The organism is Halopseudomonas sp. MFKK-1 (assembly GCF_027474385.1).
Classification (GTDB): domain Bacteria; phylum Pseudomonadota; class Gammaproteobacteria; order Pseudomonadales; family Pseudomonadaceae; genus Halopseudomonas; species Halopseudomonas aestusnigri.
Map to the genome: position 1 here is coordinate 2992529 of NZ_CP114836.1, position 18699 is coordinate 3011227.

Below are 18699 nucleotides of genomic sequence, written 5' to 3' on the forward strand. Positions count from 1 at the left end.
GGGCCACTTCGGAGTGCTGCCTGAATGAGCTGGTTCTACGTCTTCGATCTGTTTGGTGTAGCGGTATTTGCCATTACGGGCGCGCTGATGGCCGGGCGCAAGTCGATGGATCTGTTTGGCGTGCTGGTCATTGCGATCATCACTGCCCTGGGTGGTGGCACTCTGCGTGACGCCATACTCGGTAATCACCCGGTAAGCTGGATTCGCGACGACGTATACATCCTTGTTGCCACGCTGGCAGCTGTCGGCACGGTGATCTGGGTCCGACTGACCCGGCCCATCAATGAAACGGGGCTGCTGGTTGCAGATGCATTCGGCCTGGCAGTATTTACCGTGATAGGTACTCAGGTCGCGCTAAATTGTGGCGTGCCGGTCAGTGCTGCCGTGATCATGGGGGTAATGACCGGGGTCGCAGGTGGGGTCATGCGGGATATCATCTGTAATGAAATCCCGCTGATCTTTCAAAAGGAAATATACGCCACTGCGTGTATTGTCGGTTCCCTGGCTTATATCGGCCTGCAGTCATTGGGATTGCACGAAGACCTCGGCATCGCCATCTGCATTGCTCTGGTGCTGACGATCAGGCTGGCTGCCATCCGCTGGCATCTGGAACTGCCGCGCTTCCATCTGCTTGATCGCGATCGCCCCGATCAGTGATGCATGTGACCCGTGTCGGCGTTCGAGGATGCTGGCTCATCCTCTGCCTGTACATTCACCATTACTTGTACGTCGCCGGCCCGATCAAAGTGCAGGGTTAACGGAAACTGCTCGCCTGCCTGCAAGGGTTGCTTCAGATTGAACAGCATCAGGTGGTACGAGCCGGGCTTGAAGAGAACGGTCTGACCGGGGGCAAGCTCCAGGTGATCAACACGCTGCATTTTCATCAGTCCGTCAGCGTGGACGTGTTCATGAATCTCCACTTTTTCTGCGGCCGGGGTATCGGCACCCAGAAGCGTGTCACTTTGCTCTCCCTGATTGCTGATCTGCAGGTAAGCGGCTCCGGTTGGTGCAACAGGCGGCAGAGCGCGCGACCAGGGGTGGTCAATGTGTAACGATCCGGCTTCAAACTCGTGGGCATTTACCAATTGGGCCATTGCGCAGCCGATCAGGAGCAAGGAGAAACGATTGAATCGCATGTCAGATTCCTTGGTATACGGGTGTGGTATCAGAACAATACCCCGAAACAGCAGGTTGCATGAAGTGACAATGCGCCGCTGGTGGCTTCTTCAGGAACAATGATGGAAATGTGGATTGGTTAGATAAAATGGGTGTCGATATAGCTTTTCGCCACTATTTTTTTCCCGCAAACTGGGCTTGCTGAAGTGACCTTGTCACCGGCAGTCTCCCCTGAGAAGTTGAGTACGACATGACAGAGCGAAGGCGATTGGAACGGCATCAGATGAGCAGCAGTCTGGAGGTTTTTGACCTGGATACCGGAGACCACCTTGGTCGTGTGGTAGACCTTCATGAGGAGGGCCTGATGCTGCTCAGCAATCGTCCGGTTGATCTGAACCGGGCCTTTTCTCTTCAGGTCAATCTGCCGATGACCCTTAATGGCGTGAATGAATTTCTGCTTGATGCTGAAAGCCTGTGGAACCGTGTCAGCATCAACGGCGAGCAGTTCTGGACCGGTATGCACTTTATCGACCTGCCGGAGGAGTCCCGGCAATGTATATCCAAAATGGTCGCCAGCCGCTGAGCGGTGGCGACCGGGTTTCTTCTGGTCAACTTGCCAGGTACTGCCCCGGCGTGAGGTGATTGTCCCAACGCATGGGATAGGTTCCACGCAGCAGTGCCTGATCGCTGTCTGCCGAAAGCTGATATACGCCCCCCATCCCTGAAGATACGATAAATCCGTTCTTGCCGTGGGGCAGGGCACCTGCAACGTCCGTCACCGGTATGCGCTGAATGACCTTGCCCGAGTGGTAGTCAATGATCAGCGCCAGGCCACCGAGAGGGGCCGTGACAACGGCACAGGGGCTTTGCCGACTGATTGCGATGCTGGCGGTATAGTTCCTGAGTGGCAGCAGTTCCTCTACTGGCCAATCCAGTTCGCTGAAGACGCCGGTGGCCGTGTCGAGACGTGCGACCAGCGGGGGTGACTCCCATTCCGGCCCTTCATACTGATAGCCGGCGATGACGATACCATCAGGGCTCACATCCAGATGTCGGCAGCTGAGTTGATGATGTGAGGGGGTGTAGCGTGCGCTGATTGCTCCGGTACGTCGGTCCATCAGTATCAGCGCGGGCGCCATTCGGTCGAGGTTAAGCTTGATGCGGTCGTAGTCCGGGTGGGTTTCGATACCGCCAAGGGCGACAACCAGCGTAACGCCATCAGGATGCAGGCGCAGCTCGTGCGGCCCGATGCCGGCGAGGTCGTAGTCGGCTACGGCGCTGTAGCCGTCAAACGCATCGTAGACTCGTACCAGACCCGCAGCGGTGCGGTAATTGTTCATGGTGACATAGAGGTAACGTGCATCCTGGCTATACACACCATGGCCGTAGTAGTGGTAGCCGTCGCCTGCCTCAATGGTGCGCTCCAGCTCGCCCCGGCGCGTGTTGAGTACATGCATCAGTCGTCCGGGCCGGCGGGCAAAAACGACGACATGATCTCCGTGTGGCTGCGCACATCCGCCGTGACAGCGCTCTGGAACAGGTATCTGCAAGCGAGCCTGGCCGGCAGCATCGACGGCGCCGATATAGTGCTGCCCGGCTTCATCGTCTACGGCACTGACCAGGGTCAGCGGCGGCGCATTGTTTGATGGCCAGCGCGTGCTGCAGGCTGTCAGTGCTGCGAATGAGCCGGCTGCCAGGGACGCTTTGAGAAAGCGGCGTCGATCAAGCATCGATCAGTCTCCATCACTGGAGTTGAACCCGCGTACCACATTGAGTTCGGCGGCGATCGGCCCGGTCAATAGTTGGCCGGTCGCACGTACGTCGGCCAGCAGCGCGTTCAGACTGGCGATCCCTTCCTCGCTTTCAAGCAGCGGTGTGATATCGGCAGGCAGAGTGTCGAATCGGGCCAGGGTTCGGTTCAATTGAGCACTGAATTGTTCGGCCAGAGGCAGGGCATCATTCTCGGCCATCAGGGCATTCAGCCCGGGAACGAAATAATCGGCCAACCCCTGCAGTGACGCCTGGATCATGTCCAGTGATTGCCCCGAGCGCCAGGCGTCTGCCAGGTAGGGGTTGGGCTTGCCGTTGCCTCGTGCCCCCAGGGGCGCTGCCAGACGCCAGTCGGCCATGATCTCCAGGGCGTGCATGGCTGCAGTCAGGGTGCCGTTGTCATAGTCCGCGACCTGCAGATAACGCGCCTGCAACTGTTGCCAGTCACTGCTGAGGCCGCTCGCGTTGGTTTGCAGGTTGTGCGCGATTGCCGTCAGTAACTGACAGGAGCGCGCATCTGGCAGCGCTTGCTCGCCATCGGCTACCTGGGCATCGAACAGCAGATACTCGGCGGCCGGAAAGCCCTGGATGGCAACGCTGTCGCGGGCAAGCGCCTGTTCGGTAATTTCACCACGCTCGGGCTTGAGCCAGTAGCGGGCCTTGTTCGCGGTCAGATTCTTGGGGTCGGGCCAGAATTGGAACTTCCAGGCACGAGTGTTCTGCTCAATAGGGCCAAAATCCACGAAGCGAACCGACTGCCACGCTGCAAAGGCGCTGCTCCATGCGGCCTTGACCTCATTGAGGTCGTCGCTGCCGGGCGCGGCGCAGTATATGTCTGCCCGTTGGGCGAATTGTTCAGTCTGGCTTGCCAGCTGTTGGTAGCCATGCCCAATCTGGGCATGCCAGGCTGCTCGGGCGGAGGTGTCCTGCGCCTGCGCTGCGACGCTAATGCCCAGGGTGGCAGTGGTGGCCAGAAGTAACCGGGAAAGGGTCAAGGTCATGTGTTGCCTCACAGGGAGTTGAGGAAGCGAATCAAGGCGTCACGCTCATTCTTTGGCAGTTGACGGTAGCCGTCGGCGGCTGCGCGCGCCTCGCCGTCGTGCCAGAGAATAGCGTGTTCAATGGTCTCCGCCCGGCCATCGTGCAGAAAGCCGGCCTGCGGGTTGACCACCTTGGTCAGGCCAAGCCCCCACAGCGGCGGTGTGCGCCACTCGTTGCCATCGGCGAGAAATTCCGGGCGTCCATCTGCCAGCCCCGGCCCCATGTCATGCAGAAGAAAGTCGGAGTAGGGCCAGATGATCTGGTTGCTCAGTTCCGGCCGCGTGACCTGACCGGTGGTGTGCCTTGGGGTATGGCAGGCGGCGCATGTCAGGTCATTGAACAGTTTTGCACCCTGCTTCACGATCGGATCGTCCATGTCCCGGCGGGTCGGGACAGCCAGACTGCTGGCGTAAAACTCGATAAAACTGGCGACTTTGTCGGTTACCTCGGGCTGGCCGCCATCGGGGAAGCGTTCGCATTCCTGCTCTGAGGTGCAATCGGTGGATGGGGCGACGGTGGAGGTCAGACCCATATCACCGGCAAAGGCGTCCATGCTTTGCTGCAGGATGGAGGGTTGCCCGGCCTTCCAGCCAAACCGGCCGACAACCGTCTGTTTGCTGGTACGGTCCCAGACCCGGTTGGCGCGTCCAGAAATACCGTCGCTGTCAGCGTCGTTCGGATCTTCGTTTGCCAGCAGGGCGGACTCGGGAATCGCCTCGACCAGGCCCAGCCCGATCATGGGCGACGCCACCCTGGGTGAGGTCAGAAGGTTGTCCGGCAGCGGGCCGTAGTTGGGGTTTTCGATATGGTAAACCGGCTTGCGCATGACGATCTCTGTGCCGTCTGCAAGTGTCTGGGTGACGGGTTGCCACTCAACGATCATATCTGCTTCCGGCTTCATGTCGGGAATGGCTGAGGTTTGCAGCTGGCCGCCATACACGGGTGCAGGTTTGAGGCCATGTTCGCGCAGCAGGTCTGCATCCTGTGCCGGGTCCGCCGGAACGGAGAGGCGCAGGAACAACGACACCGAGGGCATATCGATGGACGCGGGTGCGTGCCCACGCCCGTCCTTGAGGTGGCAGCCCTGACATGAGTTGGTGTTGAACAGCGGCCCGAGGCCGTCGCGGGCATCGGTGCTCGCAGGAGCAACAACCCAGGGGTTGCGGAAAAAACTGTTGCCTACGCTGAAGTCCAAACGCCTGGTCATCGACATGTTGGCCAGCGGCAGGGAGTATGCGTTTTGGTCGTGTTGGCTGACACTGCCGGCACCACCGGTGAGCGGCGTGCTCTGAATCGGGTAGGGGGCTTCAGTGGCCTGGATCAGGTTGGAGAAGAGTACCGCAGGTACCAGTAGGGCGCTGGCACGCAGAAAAGAATGAAGCATGGATTGCGTTTCACTGTGCCTGGAGTAAGTATCAGCAGGGATCGTTTCTGTCAGGACGCCCGGCGGGCCAGCCGCCGGGCTCCGAAGCTACGCCAAATCAGAACTGGTGGCCGGCATCGTCGGGTTCGAGAGCGTCTACGCCAACAACAGCCGCTACCTGCTCAATCGAACCGGTTTGTTCGACCAGAGCACTAATGGCGTTGTTGATAATCTCTGCACCTTGGGTGTTTTCGGGTGCAATCATCATATCAAAGGCAACCGGGTTTTCCGCTGCCTCGGCGATCTCCTTCATGTGACCCAGTGCCGCAACGCTGGCGTCCAGCTGGCCGATCAGCTGCTGATTCAGTTCAGGTTTGATCTCGCCAACCAGGTCAGCCAGCGATGCGCCGCTCAGCTCGGTACCGTCCACCCGCTTGTAGTTGCCGGTATAGACATTCTGAATGCCGAGCGCGTTGTAGTAGTGGGAGTTATGGGTGTTGTCACTGAAACAGTCGTGCTCGTCCTCATAGGAGTTGGCTTCCAATGCGACCTTCATGCGCTCACCGGCCAGCTCACCCAGTGACAGCGAGCCCATGCCGAACAGCATTTTCTGATAGACAGCTGTAGGCTCCAGTGCTGTCAGTTCGGCACGGTAGTTACTGTCAACTCCGGGTTTCCATTGATCCACCATCCAGTTGAGATCTGACACCAGCAGATCGGTGACCGCATCGAGGTAGGCTGCGCGGCGGTCGCAGTTGCCGTTTGTGCAGGCCTCTCCGGTTGCGTAATCGGTTGCCTTGCGCTCGCCGGCGCCTGCGCCAAAGCCGTTCAAATCCTGGCCCCAGAGCAGGAACTCGATAGCGTGGTAGCCGGTAGCAACATTGGCCTCAGAACCGCCAACCTCGTTCAGGCTGGCAAGCAAGTCCGGTGTGATCGTCGTCAAGTCCAGGGTTTCACCGCCGACGTTAAGCTCTGTGCTGGCAATGATGTTGGCGTTGGCGCCTTCGTTACCCAGAGCATGCTGATAATCGTCTGCCTTGACGTAGTCGATCAGACCCTCGTCCAGTGGCCATGCATTCAGCTGACCTTCCCAATCGTCAACCACGGCGTTGCTGAAGCGGAAAACCTCAGATTGCTGGTAGGGAACGCGCGACTGCAACCAGGCCGCCCGCGCGGCAGCCAGATTCTCTTCGGTAGGCTCGGCAATCAGGGCGTCGGTGGCCGCGTCTAGCGCTTTCGCGGTTGTCAGTGCGTCCTCGAAGGTTGCCAGCGCCAGGTCTGCGTAATGATTGACTATGGCGGCAGGGGCAACGGCTGGAGATTCAGTAGCACTTGCAGGAGATTGTTCAGCGACCGGCGCTTCAGGTGCGCTCGCTTCTGGAGCGCTGGTTTGCTTGTCGTCGCTGCATGCGGTTAGAAGGAAAGTAGTCGAAATTGCCAGCGCAAGCGCCTGCAGAGGAAAACGCACGGCCATGTAAAGCTCCCTTTGGATTGCGATCAATCAAATAATGATAGTGATTTGCATTTGTGATTATATGCGGATGACAGCATATTGCAATGCAGCGGGACTTGGCGGGCGAGACCGGCAACCCTTTGCCATACTGGGGGGCACCCATGACAAGAAGGCGGAGGTAAATCATGTCCAACCATCATGTCTACAAGAAGGTGGAAGTTGTCGGCTCGTCCCCAAACAGTATCGATGATGCCATTCGGGTAGCGATTGCAGAGTGCGCAAAGACCATTCGCTACATGGAGTGGTTTGAAGTGAAGGAAACCCGCGGCCATATTGCGAACGATCAGGTCGCGCATTTTCAGGTGGTTCTTCAGGTCGGATTCAGGATTGCCGGCAGCTGACGCCACCGGCGGTGTGACCGGTGTTCAGCTGTTCAGTACCTGCCAGCGCAGCGCCATGGCACTGTCGGCAGCGGCAGCGAGCTCTTTGCCCTTGGTAACAAAATGAGTGCGATAGTAGCTCTGGTGCTCGGCGTGTTCGTGGAAGTGGTGAGGCGTCAGGACCGCGGTCAGTACCGGCACTTCGGTTTCCAGTTGAACCTGCATCAGGCCGCTGATTACTGCGTTGGCGACAAAGTCGTGGCGGTAGATACCGCCATCGACCACCAGCCCCGAACAGGCGATCGCGCCGTAGCGCCCGGTTTTGGCCAGCAGCTTGGCTTGCAGGGGGATTTCGTAGGCACCGGGAACGGCGATCACATCAATCTGTTCCGGATGGTAGCCCCGCGTTGCCATTTCCTCGCGGAATCCGTCCAGACAACGCAGTACGATGTCGGTGTGCCAGGACGCGTGAATGAAGGCAATGCGCTGTTGCGAAGGTAGAAATTGGGTCATCGTCTTGCTCTGATTCATGGATAAATCCTGTGAGATTGAATCAGGGCGAACGGGCAGCGCCACGTCAACTCGCGTCGACGCGGGTGCTGTCGCGTTCTCTCCTGTCCGGACTGTAACCGTCGGCTCTGGCATCTCACCAGATCTGCTGACCTCTGCATTTCAGAGCGCTCGCGGGCTTCGGAGCCAGGCTCCGTTACCGCCGGTGGGGAGTTTCACCCCGCCCCGAGAACGATGCCGCAGTGGCTGCGGCGGCGGACAATATAGGGAAGCTTGTCGCGCCGGTCAAAGCCAGTGGTAGCTAAAGTCCTTCGATAAACGACCGATATGAATGGATATCCATCACTGCGAGGGGCGCAATCATGCGTATCGGCGATCTCACCTGGACTGATCCTGCTACCCGCAGTAACGGGACGGGCGGCGTTACGGAGCGGTCGCCGGAGGCTGTGCCGCAAAGCAATCGGGAAATTGCAGAAAGCGTCAAGGTCGCGCTGTCGGAGCGGGCTGAAAAGGCGTTGAAAAGCAGCAGCAATCAGGATATCGACGACAGTGATTTGCCTGAAGTCATCAAGCGGCTGCTCAAGCACATTCGCGAACTCAAACAGCAGATTGCCGAGGTACAGCAGCAAATCACTGAGTTGGCGCGTCAGCAGGGGCTACCGGACGAGGAGCGCAGCACCCTGATGGATGGGCTGCGCAGCCAGCTCGCCAGCCTTTCCTCTGCATTGAGTACGGCCTATGCCAGTCTTGCCAAGGCAATGAAGCAGCAAGCGCTCAGCGATGAGCAACGCGCCAGCATGCTCAAATTGCTTAATGAATGAGCGTTGTTTGATTGCTGCAACAGTCTGTTCACGACGTCCGCGACTTTAGTTCGACAAAATACGAATAAATAGGCGTAGTATGGCTTCCCCTGCACACTAGGTATCGAGAGTTGCCATGCCAGACCTATCCGACAATACCCGCAGCATTGCCAGTGGACTGATGTTCTTCCTGGCTGCCTGCTGCGGCCTTATCGTCGCCAACCTGTATTATTCCCAGCCTTTGGTGGGGCCCATCAGTGCGTCGCTGGGCATGAGCCCTGAAGCCAGCGGCCTGATAGTGACGTTGACCCAGATCGGTTATGTCGTCGGCCTGCTGCTGGTAGTGCCTTTGGCCGATCGTCTGGAAAACCGGGCGCTGATCAGCGCAATGGTGTTGCTGCTGGCTTTGGCGCTGGTTGGTACGGCGTTATCCGAGAGTGCACTCGAGTTTTTGTTGTGTTCGCTGATAATCGGCATTGGCGCGGTTGCGGTGCAGATTATTGTCCCGCTGGCGGCCCACCTTGCTTCGCCGGAACGACGCGGGCAGGTGGTCGGTAATGTGATGGGCGGACTGATGTTCGGCATCATGCTGGCCCGACCGATATCGAGCTTTGTTGCCGATCTGTCATCCTGGCGCTGGATGTTCTTCATCTCGGCCGCTCTGATGGTGTTGCTGGTACTGGTGATGCATCGCCTCATTCCGCGCCGTATTCCGACCGCCAGCATGGGGTATCTGGCGCTGCTGCGCTCGATGGCAACGCTGGCGGCACATACTCCGATACTGCAGCGTCGGGCGCTTTATCAGGCGATGATGTTTGGCGCCTTCAGCCTGTTCTGGACAACCACTCCGCTGCTGCTGGCGGGGCCTGACTTTGATATGTCGCAGTCAGGTATAGCACTGTTCGCGCTGGCAGGCGTCGCTGGCGTGGTATCTGCGCCTGTTGCCGGCAGGCTGGCAGATCGTGGGCTGACCCGTGTGGCTACGATCAGCGCGATGCTTTGCGTGATGGTTGCCTTTGCCATGACGCATATCGTCGCGCCCGGCTCAGCGCTGTCACTGCTGTTACTCGTTGCCGCTGCGGTGCTGCTTGATCTCGGAGTATCCGGTAACGTCGTGCTTGGCCAGCGTGCGATTTACGCACTGGGTGAAGCCGAGCGCAGCCGATTGAATGCCATTTATATGGCGACATTCTTTGTTGGCGGAGCGGTGGGTTCCGCCGCGGGGGCGTGGGCCTATGTCAGCGGCGGTTGGCTCGTGGCCTCCCTGCTGGGCGGCGCAATGCCGCTGTTGGCCCTGATCGTGTTGCTGGTCTTTGATCCGGATAAACCCTGCCAAACCGAGGTTCAAACTCAATAACGGCCTGGTGGCTTGGCCAGACGACCTCGCCACCGAAATGCTTATGAGGGAAGCGTCAGCCTGACGATCTCATCGATGACCTCCAGCCCCGGCTCGACGAGGAAGTCCGGATCAGCGTAGGCCGGGTTTGGATACTGATAGTAGCCACTGCCGGTCTGTAGTCCGAGCTTGCCCTGATCGAGAAAGTGGCGCTTGATGTAATCCGCGTTCTTGAGCGCCTGCTCGTCTTGATTAAGGCTTCCCCAATACTGGGTGATGTCGTAGACGGTCTTCATGCCGACGACGTCGATCACGCCAAACGGGCCCATGCTCGCTCCGCGGTTCATCACCATGTAGGTTCGGTCGACGGTTTCCGGTGTGGCAACGCCGTTGGTTACCAGGGTTTGTGCGGCCGAGAGCAGCGGCACCAGCAGCGAGTTGATGACATAGCCGTTCTGCGGTTTGCGTACCGGCACCGGAATCATCCCTATTTCAATGGCAAAGCGCGTGATGCTGCGCAGGGTATGCTCGCCTGTCCCTGCGTGAGCCATGATCTCGGCAAGGTTGATCGACCAGATCAGGTTGGCGAAGTGCAGCGCGCAGTAGTTGGCAGGCCGCCCGGTATCCTCGGCAAACTGGCTCGGCAGCAGCGTCGATGAGTTGGTGGCAATGAGGCACTCGGCGGGCAGCAGGGGAGCCATGTCACGATAGACCTGTGACTTGACCTCGGGAATCTCGGGCACGGCTTCAATCACCAGATCGGCAGCCCCGACCGCATCTGCCAGATCAGTGCTGTAACGCAAGCGGGCGCGAGTCTGTTCAATTTGCTCGTCAGTAGCGCCAAGGTCTTTCTGGTAAATGGCTGCATACTGCTGATGTGCGATCTTGCAGCGCTCCAGCCCTTCATCGAACAGGTCATAGACCACAACCTGTTTGCCCTTGTATGCGCTGTGCCAGGCGATCTGGCCGCCCAGTACGCCGGCGCCCAGTACTGTCAGGTTTTGTATTGAGTTGTTCAAAGCATTATCCCCATTGTTATGCTGCCCGGCTGTTGCTGCCTGCTGTCTTGTTACCGGATTCTGAGTTGCGCGGCAGGAATTCGAGGTTGTCGTCCTCAAGCACCTCGTCGAGCAACATCACACGATCTTGTTCATAGGCATTGAGCAGACGCCATGGCAGGCTCCGACCCTGGCGGGGCAGAATCGCATTCGCCCGCTGCACGTAGCCCGACTCCAGTGCGCCCATGACCGACATGTCCGCAATTGCGCAGCCCTGATGGTCCCGAGGTGTAACCACTTGCATTCCTGTTGCCTGCAGGTGGTTGATCAATCGGCAGACGTAGCGCGCGGCAATATCGGCTTTCAGCGTCCAGGGCGCGTTGGTATAACCGAAAATCCATGCCATATTCGGTACGTTCTGCAGCAACACGCCCTTGTAGGTCATCTGCTGCTGCAGATCGAACGGCTTGCCGTCGATCAGAAGCTGCGTGCCCCCCAGCAGTTGCAGCTTCAATCCGGTGGCGGTGATGACAATGTCGGCTTCCAGCTCCTTGCCGGAGGCGAGTCTGATGCCGTGCTCGGTGAAGCGGTCAATGCGGTCTGTCACCACCGATGCCTTGCCGCTGTTGATGGCTTTGAACAGATCACCGTCCGGCACCGCACACAGGCGCTGGTCCCAGGGCATATAGCTGGGAGTGAAGTGTTTCATGTTGGCCTGATCATCCAACTGTTTGGCGACCTGTCTGAGCAGATAGCTGCGCATACGCTCCGGCCACCGTTTGGCGGCCTTGAACAGCCAGCGCTGGATCAGGATGTTGCGCTTGCGTGCCAGATCATTGGCCCACCGCTCGGGCATGATCTTGCGCAGAACTTCGGTCAACTTGTCACGTGCCGGTACGGTCATCACGTAGGATGGAGAGCGCTGCAGCATCGTGACGTGGGCTGCCTGATCGGCCATGGCGGGCACGACTGTGACAGCAGTGGCGCCGCTGCCGATGACAACGACCCTCTTGTTCCGATAGTCGAGATCGGCCGGCCAGTGCTGGGGGTGAATGCATTGCCCCTGGAATTGCTCCACGCCCGGAAAGACGGGCAGATAGCCGGTTTTGTGATCGTAGTAACCGGTGCAACTGATAAGGAAGTCGCAACTGAAGTGGCGGGCCAGACCGGTATCCAGATCCCGGGCGCTGACGATCCATTGCTGCTGCTCGCTGCACCACTGAGCCTGCTCGGTTTCGATCCCGAAGCGGATCAGTTTGTCGACGCCATACTCGCTGGCGGTTTCACTGATGTAGCTACGAATGGATTGGCCGTCGGCGAGTGTATTCAGGTCATTCCACGGCCTGAAATCGTAACCGAAGCTGAACATGTCAGAATCGGAGCGTATTCCGGGATAGCTGAACAGGTCCCATGTACCGCCAACGCGCTGGCGGCGTTCGAGGATTGCCAATCGTTTGCCGGGGCATTCCTGTGATATGTGCACAGCCGTACCGATACCGGAGAGGCCGGCACCGATAATCAGCACATCGAAGTGCTCATTGGTCATCGTCTTGTTCTCTTTTTATTTTTGGTGCGTACGGACGACTATAGACTGCCAGCCAAGCCCCATGGCTGGCTGGTTCAAAACGGCAAATTAATCGGCATTTAGTGTCAAAGAGGGAGGCAGGTGCGCAGCCGTGCGGCACGGCTGCGCGGTTGATTAGCCGGCGAGTTCGGGCTTTCTGGCAGGCAGCAAGAGGGCGAAAAGTACGCTGACCAGTGCCGAGGCAGCCAGGGCACCGAGAAACGGCGGCAGGGTCGGAACGGTGTCCGGGAAGCTGGCAAGCAGCAGCCCCTGAAGCGCGCTGCCAGTTGCAATCCAGCCGGGCAGCACTGCGCCGACCAGCCCTGCCAGTGCACCCGCTATCGCAGCTGCCGGTGACATCCGTTGCCACAGGCCCAGCAGGACCGGCACAACCGCAGTGGCGCAAAGCAGATCGGCAATCAGAAACAGCCGCAGAACCGAGATGCCCTGCAGGGCGATAATCACCACCGGAATCATCAGAACAAAGGTAAACCAGCGAGCAGCGGCAAGACTCAGTCCTTTTCGCTCTGTGACCGCCAGCGACACGATAGCGTTCTGCAAGGTATCGACCGAGGAGGCAACCAGGGTGATTGCCAGCACCAGCGCCGGCAGCGCCAGCCAGCCGGGGGCATCACGCAGCATCGCGAAGAACGGAATGGGTGGGGAGCCAACATCTGCACCGCTCATGACCGTCATGATACCGAGGCCGCCAACCAGCGCGACAACCAGAATGGTCGCCACACCGCCAATCAGCGCGCCCTGGCCCAGTGCCTTTTCGTCCTGCGCGGCCCAGAGCCGTTGCCAGTAGCCTTGATGGAACAGGTTGGCTGCAGTGACGGCGATGACAAGGGTTAGCGCAACGCCGAGTGCGGCTGACGGGGGTATGCCGGGAAGCGCTGTATCCGGGCTGAACGCGGGCAGCCGCGTCGCAGCAACGCCGCCGACCAGCAACATCAGCGCAATCAGCAGCCATCCCTGCCAGCGGTCGGTTGTCATGCTGGCCCGCAGACCGCCCCAGGCCGTATAGATCAGCGTGGTTACGGCAACGCCGATGACAATCAGGCTGCCATTGATGTCGGACAGCATCGCGGTAATGGCGCCGATGGCGGTCAATTCCGCGACCAGAAAACAGGCCATGTACAACAGTGATATCAATCCGACCCAGCGGCGTACGCCGCCGCCATAGCAGTGCTCGGCGAACTCGCCAATACTTCGCCCTGCCGGCAGTCTTCGACGAATAGCGGGCCCACACAGGGCAAACACGATAAAGGGCAGGGCGGCGCCCAGCGCATACCCGGCCAGACCAAGGGGACCGACCAGTACGCCGACTTCCGGTGGAGCAAAGAGGATCCAGCCACCCATGCCTGAGGCCAGAAACGATAGGCCAATGGCCCAGCGGTTCTGGCTATTGCGCGCCGTAATAAAGTCGTCGAGAGCCTCGTTTCGGCGGGTTCGCAGACCAACCCAGACAAACAAAAGCAGAACCGCAGCCAGGGCTGCAATCGTCATATACAACATGTCGCGCTTCCTCCGCCGGTATGATCCGGATCAGGTTCCAGGGTTTGGCCAGCCTGGGCTTGGCGTGTTCTCAGCCCGATGCATGGCACCGGACACCCCTGGCGACAAATAAAGTGGGATAGATGTTTAACGGCAAGATGATGTCACAGATTGGCCAGACCACGTAAGCTGCCGCATAATCGGATTGCACACAGTCTGACCAGCAGACGCGATTCGCGTACTCATTGCAACACCGCCAACAGTGTGCAGGTGACGTTGCCGGCCGGAGTTCCGCAGACAAAAAATGCCAGACAACCAGAATGTGGACAGGCTTGCCATCGAGACCGTGCTCGACAGTCTTGATGCGCTGGTCTATGTCGCCGATATGGATACCCACGAGCTTCTGTTTCTCAACGCCTACGGGCGTGAAAAATGGGGAGAGCCGGGTGCGCGAAAATGTTGGCAGGTACTGCAGAAGGGCCAGACAGGGCCGTGCGCGTTTTGCACCAACCCGTTGCTGCTGGATGAAGAGGGAGTTCCAACCGGCGTCTATCGCTGGGAGTTTCGCAATACCCTCACGGGCCGCTGGTATCAGTGCCGTGATCAGGCAACCCGCTGGCCGGACGGGCGTCTTGTCAGAATCGAAATCGCAACCGACATTTCCGACATCAAGGACTTGCAGGACCAGCTCACACAAGCGCAACGCCAGGCAGAACAGCTCGCCAATGAAGACGCGCTGACCGGGTTGGCCAACAGGCGAGCGCTATTTGCCCTGGGGAACGCAGCGCTTGAGCAGGCGCGCAGGCAACGGCACCCGGTGGCGCTTATTTCGCTGGATGCCGATCACTTCAAGCAAATCAATGATCGTTTTGGCCATGCTGGCGGTGACGCTGTTCTGCGTGCGCTTGCCGGCGTGCTGAAGCAGCATACACGGGCCGCTGACGTTGCGGCTCGGCTCGGAGGAGAGGAGTTTGCGATTCTTCTGCCGGCGACGGGGCTGGATGAGGCGAGGGAGCTTGCGGAGCGCTTGAGAGCGAAGATCGAAGCGCTGAGGTTGAGCCACGGTAAGGAGACCATTCAGGTTACTTGCAGTTTTGGGGTTACAGCGTCGCAAAACGGTGAAGCCAGCCTGGATTTGCTGCTCAATACCGCTGATATCGCAACCTATCGAGCCAAAAGCACGGGTCGCAACCGGATTGAGGATCAGGGTTGGGTACAGATTGGCTCTTGAGGCTGTCGGGGTCAGACCGTTGCATCGACCGGAGTTGCCCGCAAGACGCATTGTTGCGATAGGGATGTTGCCAGACGATGGACAGTAACAAGACTCACTCTGCCCGACACCTTGCCCCTGAACCGCCGCTGTGGCGCCTGCTGCTTCCGCTGGTTCTTGTTCTCTCGGCCGTCGCTGTCTGGTGGTTTACTGCCGGGGAAGCCGAGCCCCCTTTGCAGGCGCCTGCTCTGACCGCCGAGCAGCAAAATGTGCCCTTCGTTGACGTTACCACAGCCGGCAGTCGGCACTATGTTGGCCGTCAGAGCTGTATCGCCTGTCATGTCGAGCAGAGCGCCGACTTTGTCGGGTCGCACCACGATCAGGCCATGCAGGAAGCAAATGCCGATACCGTGCTTGGCGATTTCAATAACGCCAGCTTCAGCTACGGCGGCGTAACCAGTACCTTCTTCCAGCGTGACGGCCAGTTTCTGGTCAATACACTCGGTCCGGATGGCCGCCAGCAGGTCTATGTTGCCGAGTACACCTTTGGGGTCTATCCGCTGCAGCAGTATCTGCTGGCGATGCCGGGCGGCCGTTATCAGGCGTTCAGTGTTGCCTGGGATGCACGGCCGGCTGGGGAGGGCGGCCAGCGCTGGTTCCAGCTCAACCCTGATGTCAATGGCGACGACCCGGTCAAGGCGCTGCACTGGAGTGGGCGTCAGTTCAACTGGAACCTGATGTGCGCCGAATGCCACTCGACCAATCTGGAACGCAACTTCAATGCCGCAACCAACCGTTATGACACTCGCTGGGCCGAGATCGACGTGTCCTGCGAGGCGTGCCACGGACCGGCTTCAGACCACCTGAAGTGGGCCGCTGCTCCTGACGCTAATCCAGATATGGCCAAGACCCTTGGGCTTGCGGTGCGCTTTGATGAGCGTGAAGGTGTGACCTGGCAGCACGACGACAACGGCACGCCCGGCCGCAGCAAGCCGCGCGACAGCGAGAAGGAAATTCAAGCCTGCGCTGCCTGCCACTCCCGCCGTGCGCAACTGTTTGATGACCCGCAGGATGCCGGTTTGCTGGTGGAAAATTATCTGCTCGCAACCCTTGATCAGGGTCTGTATCACCCGGACGGTCAGATTCAGGACGAGGTGTTTGTGCATGGCTCGTTCCTGCAGAGCAAAATGTATCAGGCCGGCGTGACCTGCAGTGACTGCCACAACCCGCACTCGCTGGAGCTCAGGGTCCCTGGCGATGGTGTCTGCCTGCAGTGTCACCAGGCCGACCAGTACCAGACGCCGAAGCACCACTTTCACAGCAGCTTGCAGGGCAGCGCCTGCGTGGACTGCCATATGCCGACCACCACCTACATGGAAGTGGATCCTCGGCGCGATCACAGCCTGCGTATCCCGCGCCCCGATCTGAGCGTCAGCCTCGGCGTGCCCAACGCCTGTAATCAGTGTCACAGCGACGAAACCCCCGAGTGGGCAGCAGAGCACGTCGAACACTGGTATGGCCATGTGCCGCAGGGGCTGCAGCAGTATGCGCACACTCTGGCAGCGGGCCGAGCAGGCTCTGTTGGCGCCCGGCAGGATCTGCTGACGCTGTTGGCCGACGAAGGCCAGCCAGCGATCGCCCGCGCGACGGCCGCCAGCTTGCTGCAGGCCTGGCCGGGGCCGGAGGTGGCACAGTCGTTGTTCGTTGCCCTGCGCGCGAAGGACCCGATCATTCGTCTGGGCGCGCTGGAGGCAATTGGCAGCTACCCGCCGGTAACCCGCTGGCAGCTTGCCAGCCCGCTGCTGGATGCGCCCGAGCGGGTGGTCAGACTGCAGGCAACCGCCCAGCTGCTGGACATTCCGCCGGAGCAGATGCGCGGTGACGACGTTGAGAAGCTGCGCCGGGCTCAGCAGGAATATCTGCAAGCACAACAAGCCAACGCCGATGACTCTTCGGCACAGTTGAACATCGGCCTGTACCATCAGGCGCGTAACCAGCTTGCGCTGGCGGAAGATGCCTACGCGCGGGCCTTAGAGCTTGATCCCTATTTCATCGGTGCCTACATCAATCTGGCCGATCTGTATCGCGCGTCGATGCGCGACCCTATGGCCGAAACACTGCTTAACAAGGGGTTGGAAGCGTTGCCGGAGGCTGCCCCGTTGCACTTCAGCCTGGGGCTGCTCAAGGTACGCAGCAAGGATATGGCCGACGCCCTGATCGAGTTGCGCCGCGCAGTTGTGTTCGACCCGCAGAATGCCCACTATCGATACGTGCTGGCCGTCGCGCTCGACAGTGCCGATCAGCGCGACGCTGCCCTGGTGCTAATTGCCGAAGGGCTTGATTTGACCCCTGCCAACCAAACCCTGTTGACACTGCAGCAACAGCTTCAGAACAAGGATGCAACGCAATGACTTTGGAAGTGATCGTCGGCGATCTTGGCGACGAAGTACATGCTACGGCGTTGAAGTCGTTGCTCGCTGAATATGCGCTTGACCCTATGGGTGGCGCTGCGGCGCTTGCCCCTGAGTTGCTCGAATCACTACCGGGCAAGCTGTCCTCACGGACGGACTACCTGTTTGTGCTCGCGGTTGCCGACGGCCAGTATGTTGGCCTGGTCAACTGCTTCGAGGGGTTTTCCACGTTCAAGGGCAAGCCGCTCATCAATATCCACGACGTGATTGTGTCACGCCGTTGGCGAGGGCAGGGCATTGCTCGGCAGATGCTGACTCAGGTCGAGGACATTGCCCGCCAGCGAGGTTGCTGCAAGCTCACCCTTGAAGTGCTGGAGGGCAACAAGGCGGCACAGCGTTCCTACCGGGGTTTTGGCTTTGAGGGTTACCAGTTGGTGCCGGAAATGGGCCGGGCAATGTTCTGGGAAAAGCCCCTCTAACGGCTATTGCTGCGCCTGACGCATCGCCTGACTGGCCTGCACCACCCGGTTGGCCGGCACGCGCAGTTGCTCCAGCAGATAGCTGGCAAATGCGGGAGAGTAGGGCTGCTTTGCTATCGCCCGCGCCATGCACTCCAGCCACTGGTCACGGAGCTCCGGGCCTACATCCCATTTGGCGTGAAAGGCGGGAATGCTGATGCCGCCATACTGCTGCTGAAACAGTCGCGGGCCGCCCAGCCAGCCTGACAGAAATGCGCTCAACTTGGCCCGAGCCGATGCCAGGTCAGGCGCGTGCAGAGCGCGCAGTTCCTGTGCCCCCTCCCAGCTGTCCATCTCCTGGTAGAAATCATCGACCAGCCGACGTATGCCGTCGATTTCGCCTGCGGCCTGATAGGAAGCATCTGCTGTGCCATAAGCTGGCGTGGATTGAGTCATGTTGAGCACCTCGCGTTAATGCCATGATGGTACGCCTTCGACACATTTTCTCCAGGAACCGTGCTGCGACCTGTCGCCGCACGCCACTCACTGCGCTTACCTGTCTTCCAGCGCGGCACATTGCCGCACCCCTGCAACAGCTGTTGCGGGGACCTCGCTTGAGGCTTGAACCCCGCGCCATGCGTGACTTGCGAGCATTTCTCATTTGTCTTCAGAGAATGCTTTGGTCGCAAATATGAAGTGCTGCATTGACCTGCGTCACTACTTGTTACAATTGCGCGGCTTCCGGAAATACTTTGTAATACTTTCCGCAACAGGTTCCAGGCGTCGCTCTGG

The 18699-nt window shown here is 59.4% G+C and carries 19 protein-coding genes and 2 riboswitches; of the genes, 9 read left to right on the forward strand and 10 right to left on the reverse strand.

Going from position 1 to position 18699, the window contains the following annotated elements:
* The first annotated feature begins 24 nt into the window (after positions 1-24).
* Positions 25-657 (forward strand): trimeric intracellular cation channel family protein, encoded by a 633-nt coding sequence (locus tag O5O48_RS13940; RefSeq protein WP_269687327.1) that lies wholly within the window; start codon positions 25-27, stop codon positions 655-657.
* Here the strand turns inward: O5O48_RS13940 and O5O48_RS13945 are convergent.
* Positions 651-1136, reverse strand: a complete 486-nt coding sequence (locus O5O48_RS13945; RefSeq protein ID WP_269687328.1) for a copper chaperone PCu(A)C — start codon at positions 1134-1136, stop codon at positions 651-653. The two genes, O5O48_RS13940 and O5O48_RS13945, sit on opposite strands and share 7 nt — an antisense overlap.
* A gap of 263 nt (positions 1137-1399) precedes the next feature.
* Here O5O48_RS13945 and O5O48_RS13950 point away from each other — a divergent pair, with 263 nt between their 5' ends.
* Positions 1400-1699 (forward strand): hypothetical protein, encoded by a 300-nt coding sequence (locus tag O5O48_RS13950; protein WP_233049683.1) that lies wholly within the window; start codon positions 1400-1402, stop codon positions 1697-1699.
* A 25-nt stretch (positions 1700-1724) separates the two neighbouring features.
* Here O5O48_RS13950 and O5O48_RS13955 read toward each other — a convergent pair whose 3' ends face one another.
* Positions 1725-2660, reverse strand: a complete 936-nt coding sequence (locus O5O48_RS13955) for a DUF1513 domain-containing protein (RefSeq protein WP_269688707.1) — start codon at positions 2658-2660, stop codon at positions 1725-1727.
* On the opposite strand from O5O48_RS13955, the gene O5O48_RS13960 reads away from it, so the two are divergent.
* Positions 2568-2762, forward strand: a complete 195-nt coding sequence (locus O5O48_RS13960) for a hypothetical protein (protein ID WP_228245062.1) — start codon at positions 2568-2570, stop codon at positions 2760-2762. The two genes, O5O48_RS13955 and O5O48_RS13960, sit on opposite strands and share 93 nt — an antisense overlap.
* Positions 2763-2849: 87 nt before the next feature.
* Here the strand turns inward: O5O48_RS13960 and O5O48_RS13965 are convergent, their stop codons facing one another.
* The 3 genes from O5O48_RS13965 to O5O48_RS13975 form a co-directional block, all read right to left on the reverse strand.
* Complete coding sequence (locus O5O48_RS13965; protein ID WP_269687329.1) at positions 2850-3887, reverse strand: imelysin family protein; 1038 nt, start codon at positions 3885-3887, stop codon at positions 2850-2852.
* 8 nt (positions 3888-3895) lie between these two features.
* Positions 3896-5311: a di-heme oxidoreductase family protein gene (locus O5O48_RS13970; RefSeq protein ID WP_269687330.1), complete on the reverse strand. Its 1416-nt coding sequence runs from the start codon at positions 5309-5311 to the stop codon at positions 3896-3898.
* Between the two features lie 97 nt (positions 5312-5408).
* Entirely contained in the window at positions 5409-6764 is a 1356-nt protein-coding gene (locus tag O5O48_RS13975) for an imelysin family protein (protein ID WP_269687331.1), read from the reverse strand.
* Positions 6765-6928: 164 nt separating this feature from the next.
* Between O5O48_RS13975 and O5O48_RS13980 the strand changes: the two genes are divergently transcribed.
* A complete protein-coding gene (locus O5O48_RS13980; RefSeq protein ID WP_228244876.1) occupies positions 6929-7144 on the forward strand; it encodes a dodecin in 216 nt (71 codons plus the stop codon).
* Between the two features lie 24 nt (positions 7145-7168).
* Here the strand turns inward: O5O48_RS13980 and O5O48_RS13985 are convergent, their stop codons facing one another.
* On the reverse strand, positions 7169-7654 hold the full coding sequence (locus tag O5O48_RS13985) for a 6,7-dimethyl-8-ribityllumazine synthase (RefSeq protein ID WP_228244877.1): 486 nt from the start codon (positions 7652-7654) through the stop codon (positions 7169-7171).
* Positions 7655-7725: 71 nt separating this feature from the next.
* Positions 7726-7870: riboswitch (FMN riboswitch) on the reverse strand.
* Between the two features lie 125 nt (positions 7871-7995).
* On the opposite strand from O5O48_RS13985, the gene O5O48_RS13990 reads away from it, so the two are divergent.
* Both O5O48_RS13990 and O5O48_RS13995 read left to right on the forward strand, forming a co-directional pair.
* A complete protein-coding gene (locus O5O48_RS13990) occupies positions 7996-8454 on the forward strand; it encodes a hypothetical protein (RefSeq protein ID WP_233049679.1) in 459 nt (152 codons plus the stop codon).
* A 115-nt stretch (positions 8455-8569) separates the two neighbouring features.
* On the forward strand, positions 8570-9790 hold the full coding sequence (locus O5O48_RS13995; protein WP_088274212.1) for an MFS transporter: 1221 nt from the start codon (positions 8570-8572) through the stop codon (positions 9788-9790).
* Positions 9791-9831: 41 nt separating this feature from the next.
* Here the strand turns inward: O5O48_RS13995 and O5O48_RS14000 are convergent, their stop codons facing one another.
* From O5O48_RS14000 to O5O48_RS14010, 3 genes are all read right to left on the reverse strand, one after another.
* Entirely contained in the window at positions 9832-10788 is a 957-nt protein-coding gene (locus O5O48_RS14000; protein ID WP_233049677.1) for a 3-hydroxyacyl-CoA dehydrogenase, read from the reverse strand.
* A 16-nt stretch (positions 10789-10804) separates the two neighbouring features.
* Positions 10805-12313: a flavin-containing monooxygenase gene (locus O5O48_RS14005; RefSeq protein ID WP_269687332.1), complete on the reverse strand. Its 1509-nt coding sequence runs from the start codon at positions 12311-12313 to the stop codon at positions 10805-10807.
* A gap of 153 nt (positions 12314-12466) precedes the next feature.
* Entirely contained in the window at positions 12467-13849 is a 1383-nt protein-coding gene (locus O5O48_RS14010) for a sodium:solute symporter family transporter (protein WP_269687333.1), read from the reverse strand.
* A riboswitch (TPP riboswitch) is annotated at positions 13839-13959 on the reverse strand. (Overlaps the previous gene by 11 nt.)
* A gap of 173 nt (positions 13960-14132) precedes the next feature.
* On the opposite strand from O5O48_RS14010, the gene O5O48_RS14015 reads away from it, so the two are divergent.
* The 3 genes from O5O48_RS14015 (at position 14133) to O5O48_RS14025 (ending at position 17928) form a co-directional block, all read left to right on the forward strand.
* Positions 14133-15059 (forward strand): GGDEF domain-containing protein, encoded by a 927-nt coding sequence (locus O5O48_RS14015; RefSeq protein ID WP_269687334.1) that lies wholly within the window; start codon positions 14133-14135, stop codon positions 15057-15059.
* Positions 15060-15136: 77 nt separating this feature from the next.
* Positions 15137-17449 carry a multiheme c-type cytochrome gene (locus O5O48_RS14020; protein WP_269687335.1) on the forward strand — a complete coding sequence of 771 codons (2313 nt, stop codon included), beginning with the start codon at positions 15137-15139 and terminating at the stop codon, positions 17447-17449.
* Entirely contained in the window at positions 17446-17928 is a 483-nt protein-coding gene (locus tag O5O48_RS14025) for a GNAT family N-acetyltransferase (RefSeq protein WP_088274218.1), read from the forward strand. The genes O5O48_RS14020 and O5O48_RS14025 overlap by 4 nt, the downstream gene beginning before the upstream one ends.
* Positions 17929-17931: 3 nt before the next feature.
* Here O5O48_RS14025 and O5O48_RS14030 read toward each other — a convergent pair whose 3' ends face one another.
* A complete protein-coding gene (locus O5O48_RS14030; RefSeq protein WP_088274219.1) occupies positions 17932-18363 on the reverse strand; it encodes a group II truncated hemoglobin in 432 nt (143 codons plus the stop codon).
* Between the last annotated feature and the right edge of the window lie 336 nt (positions 18364-18699).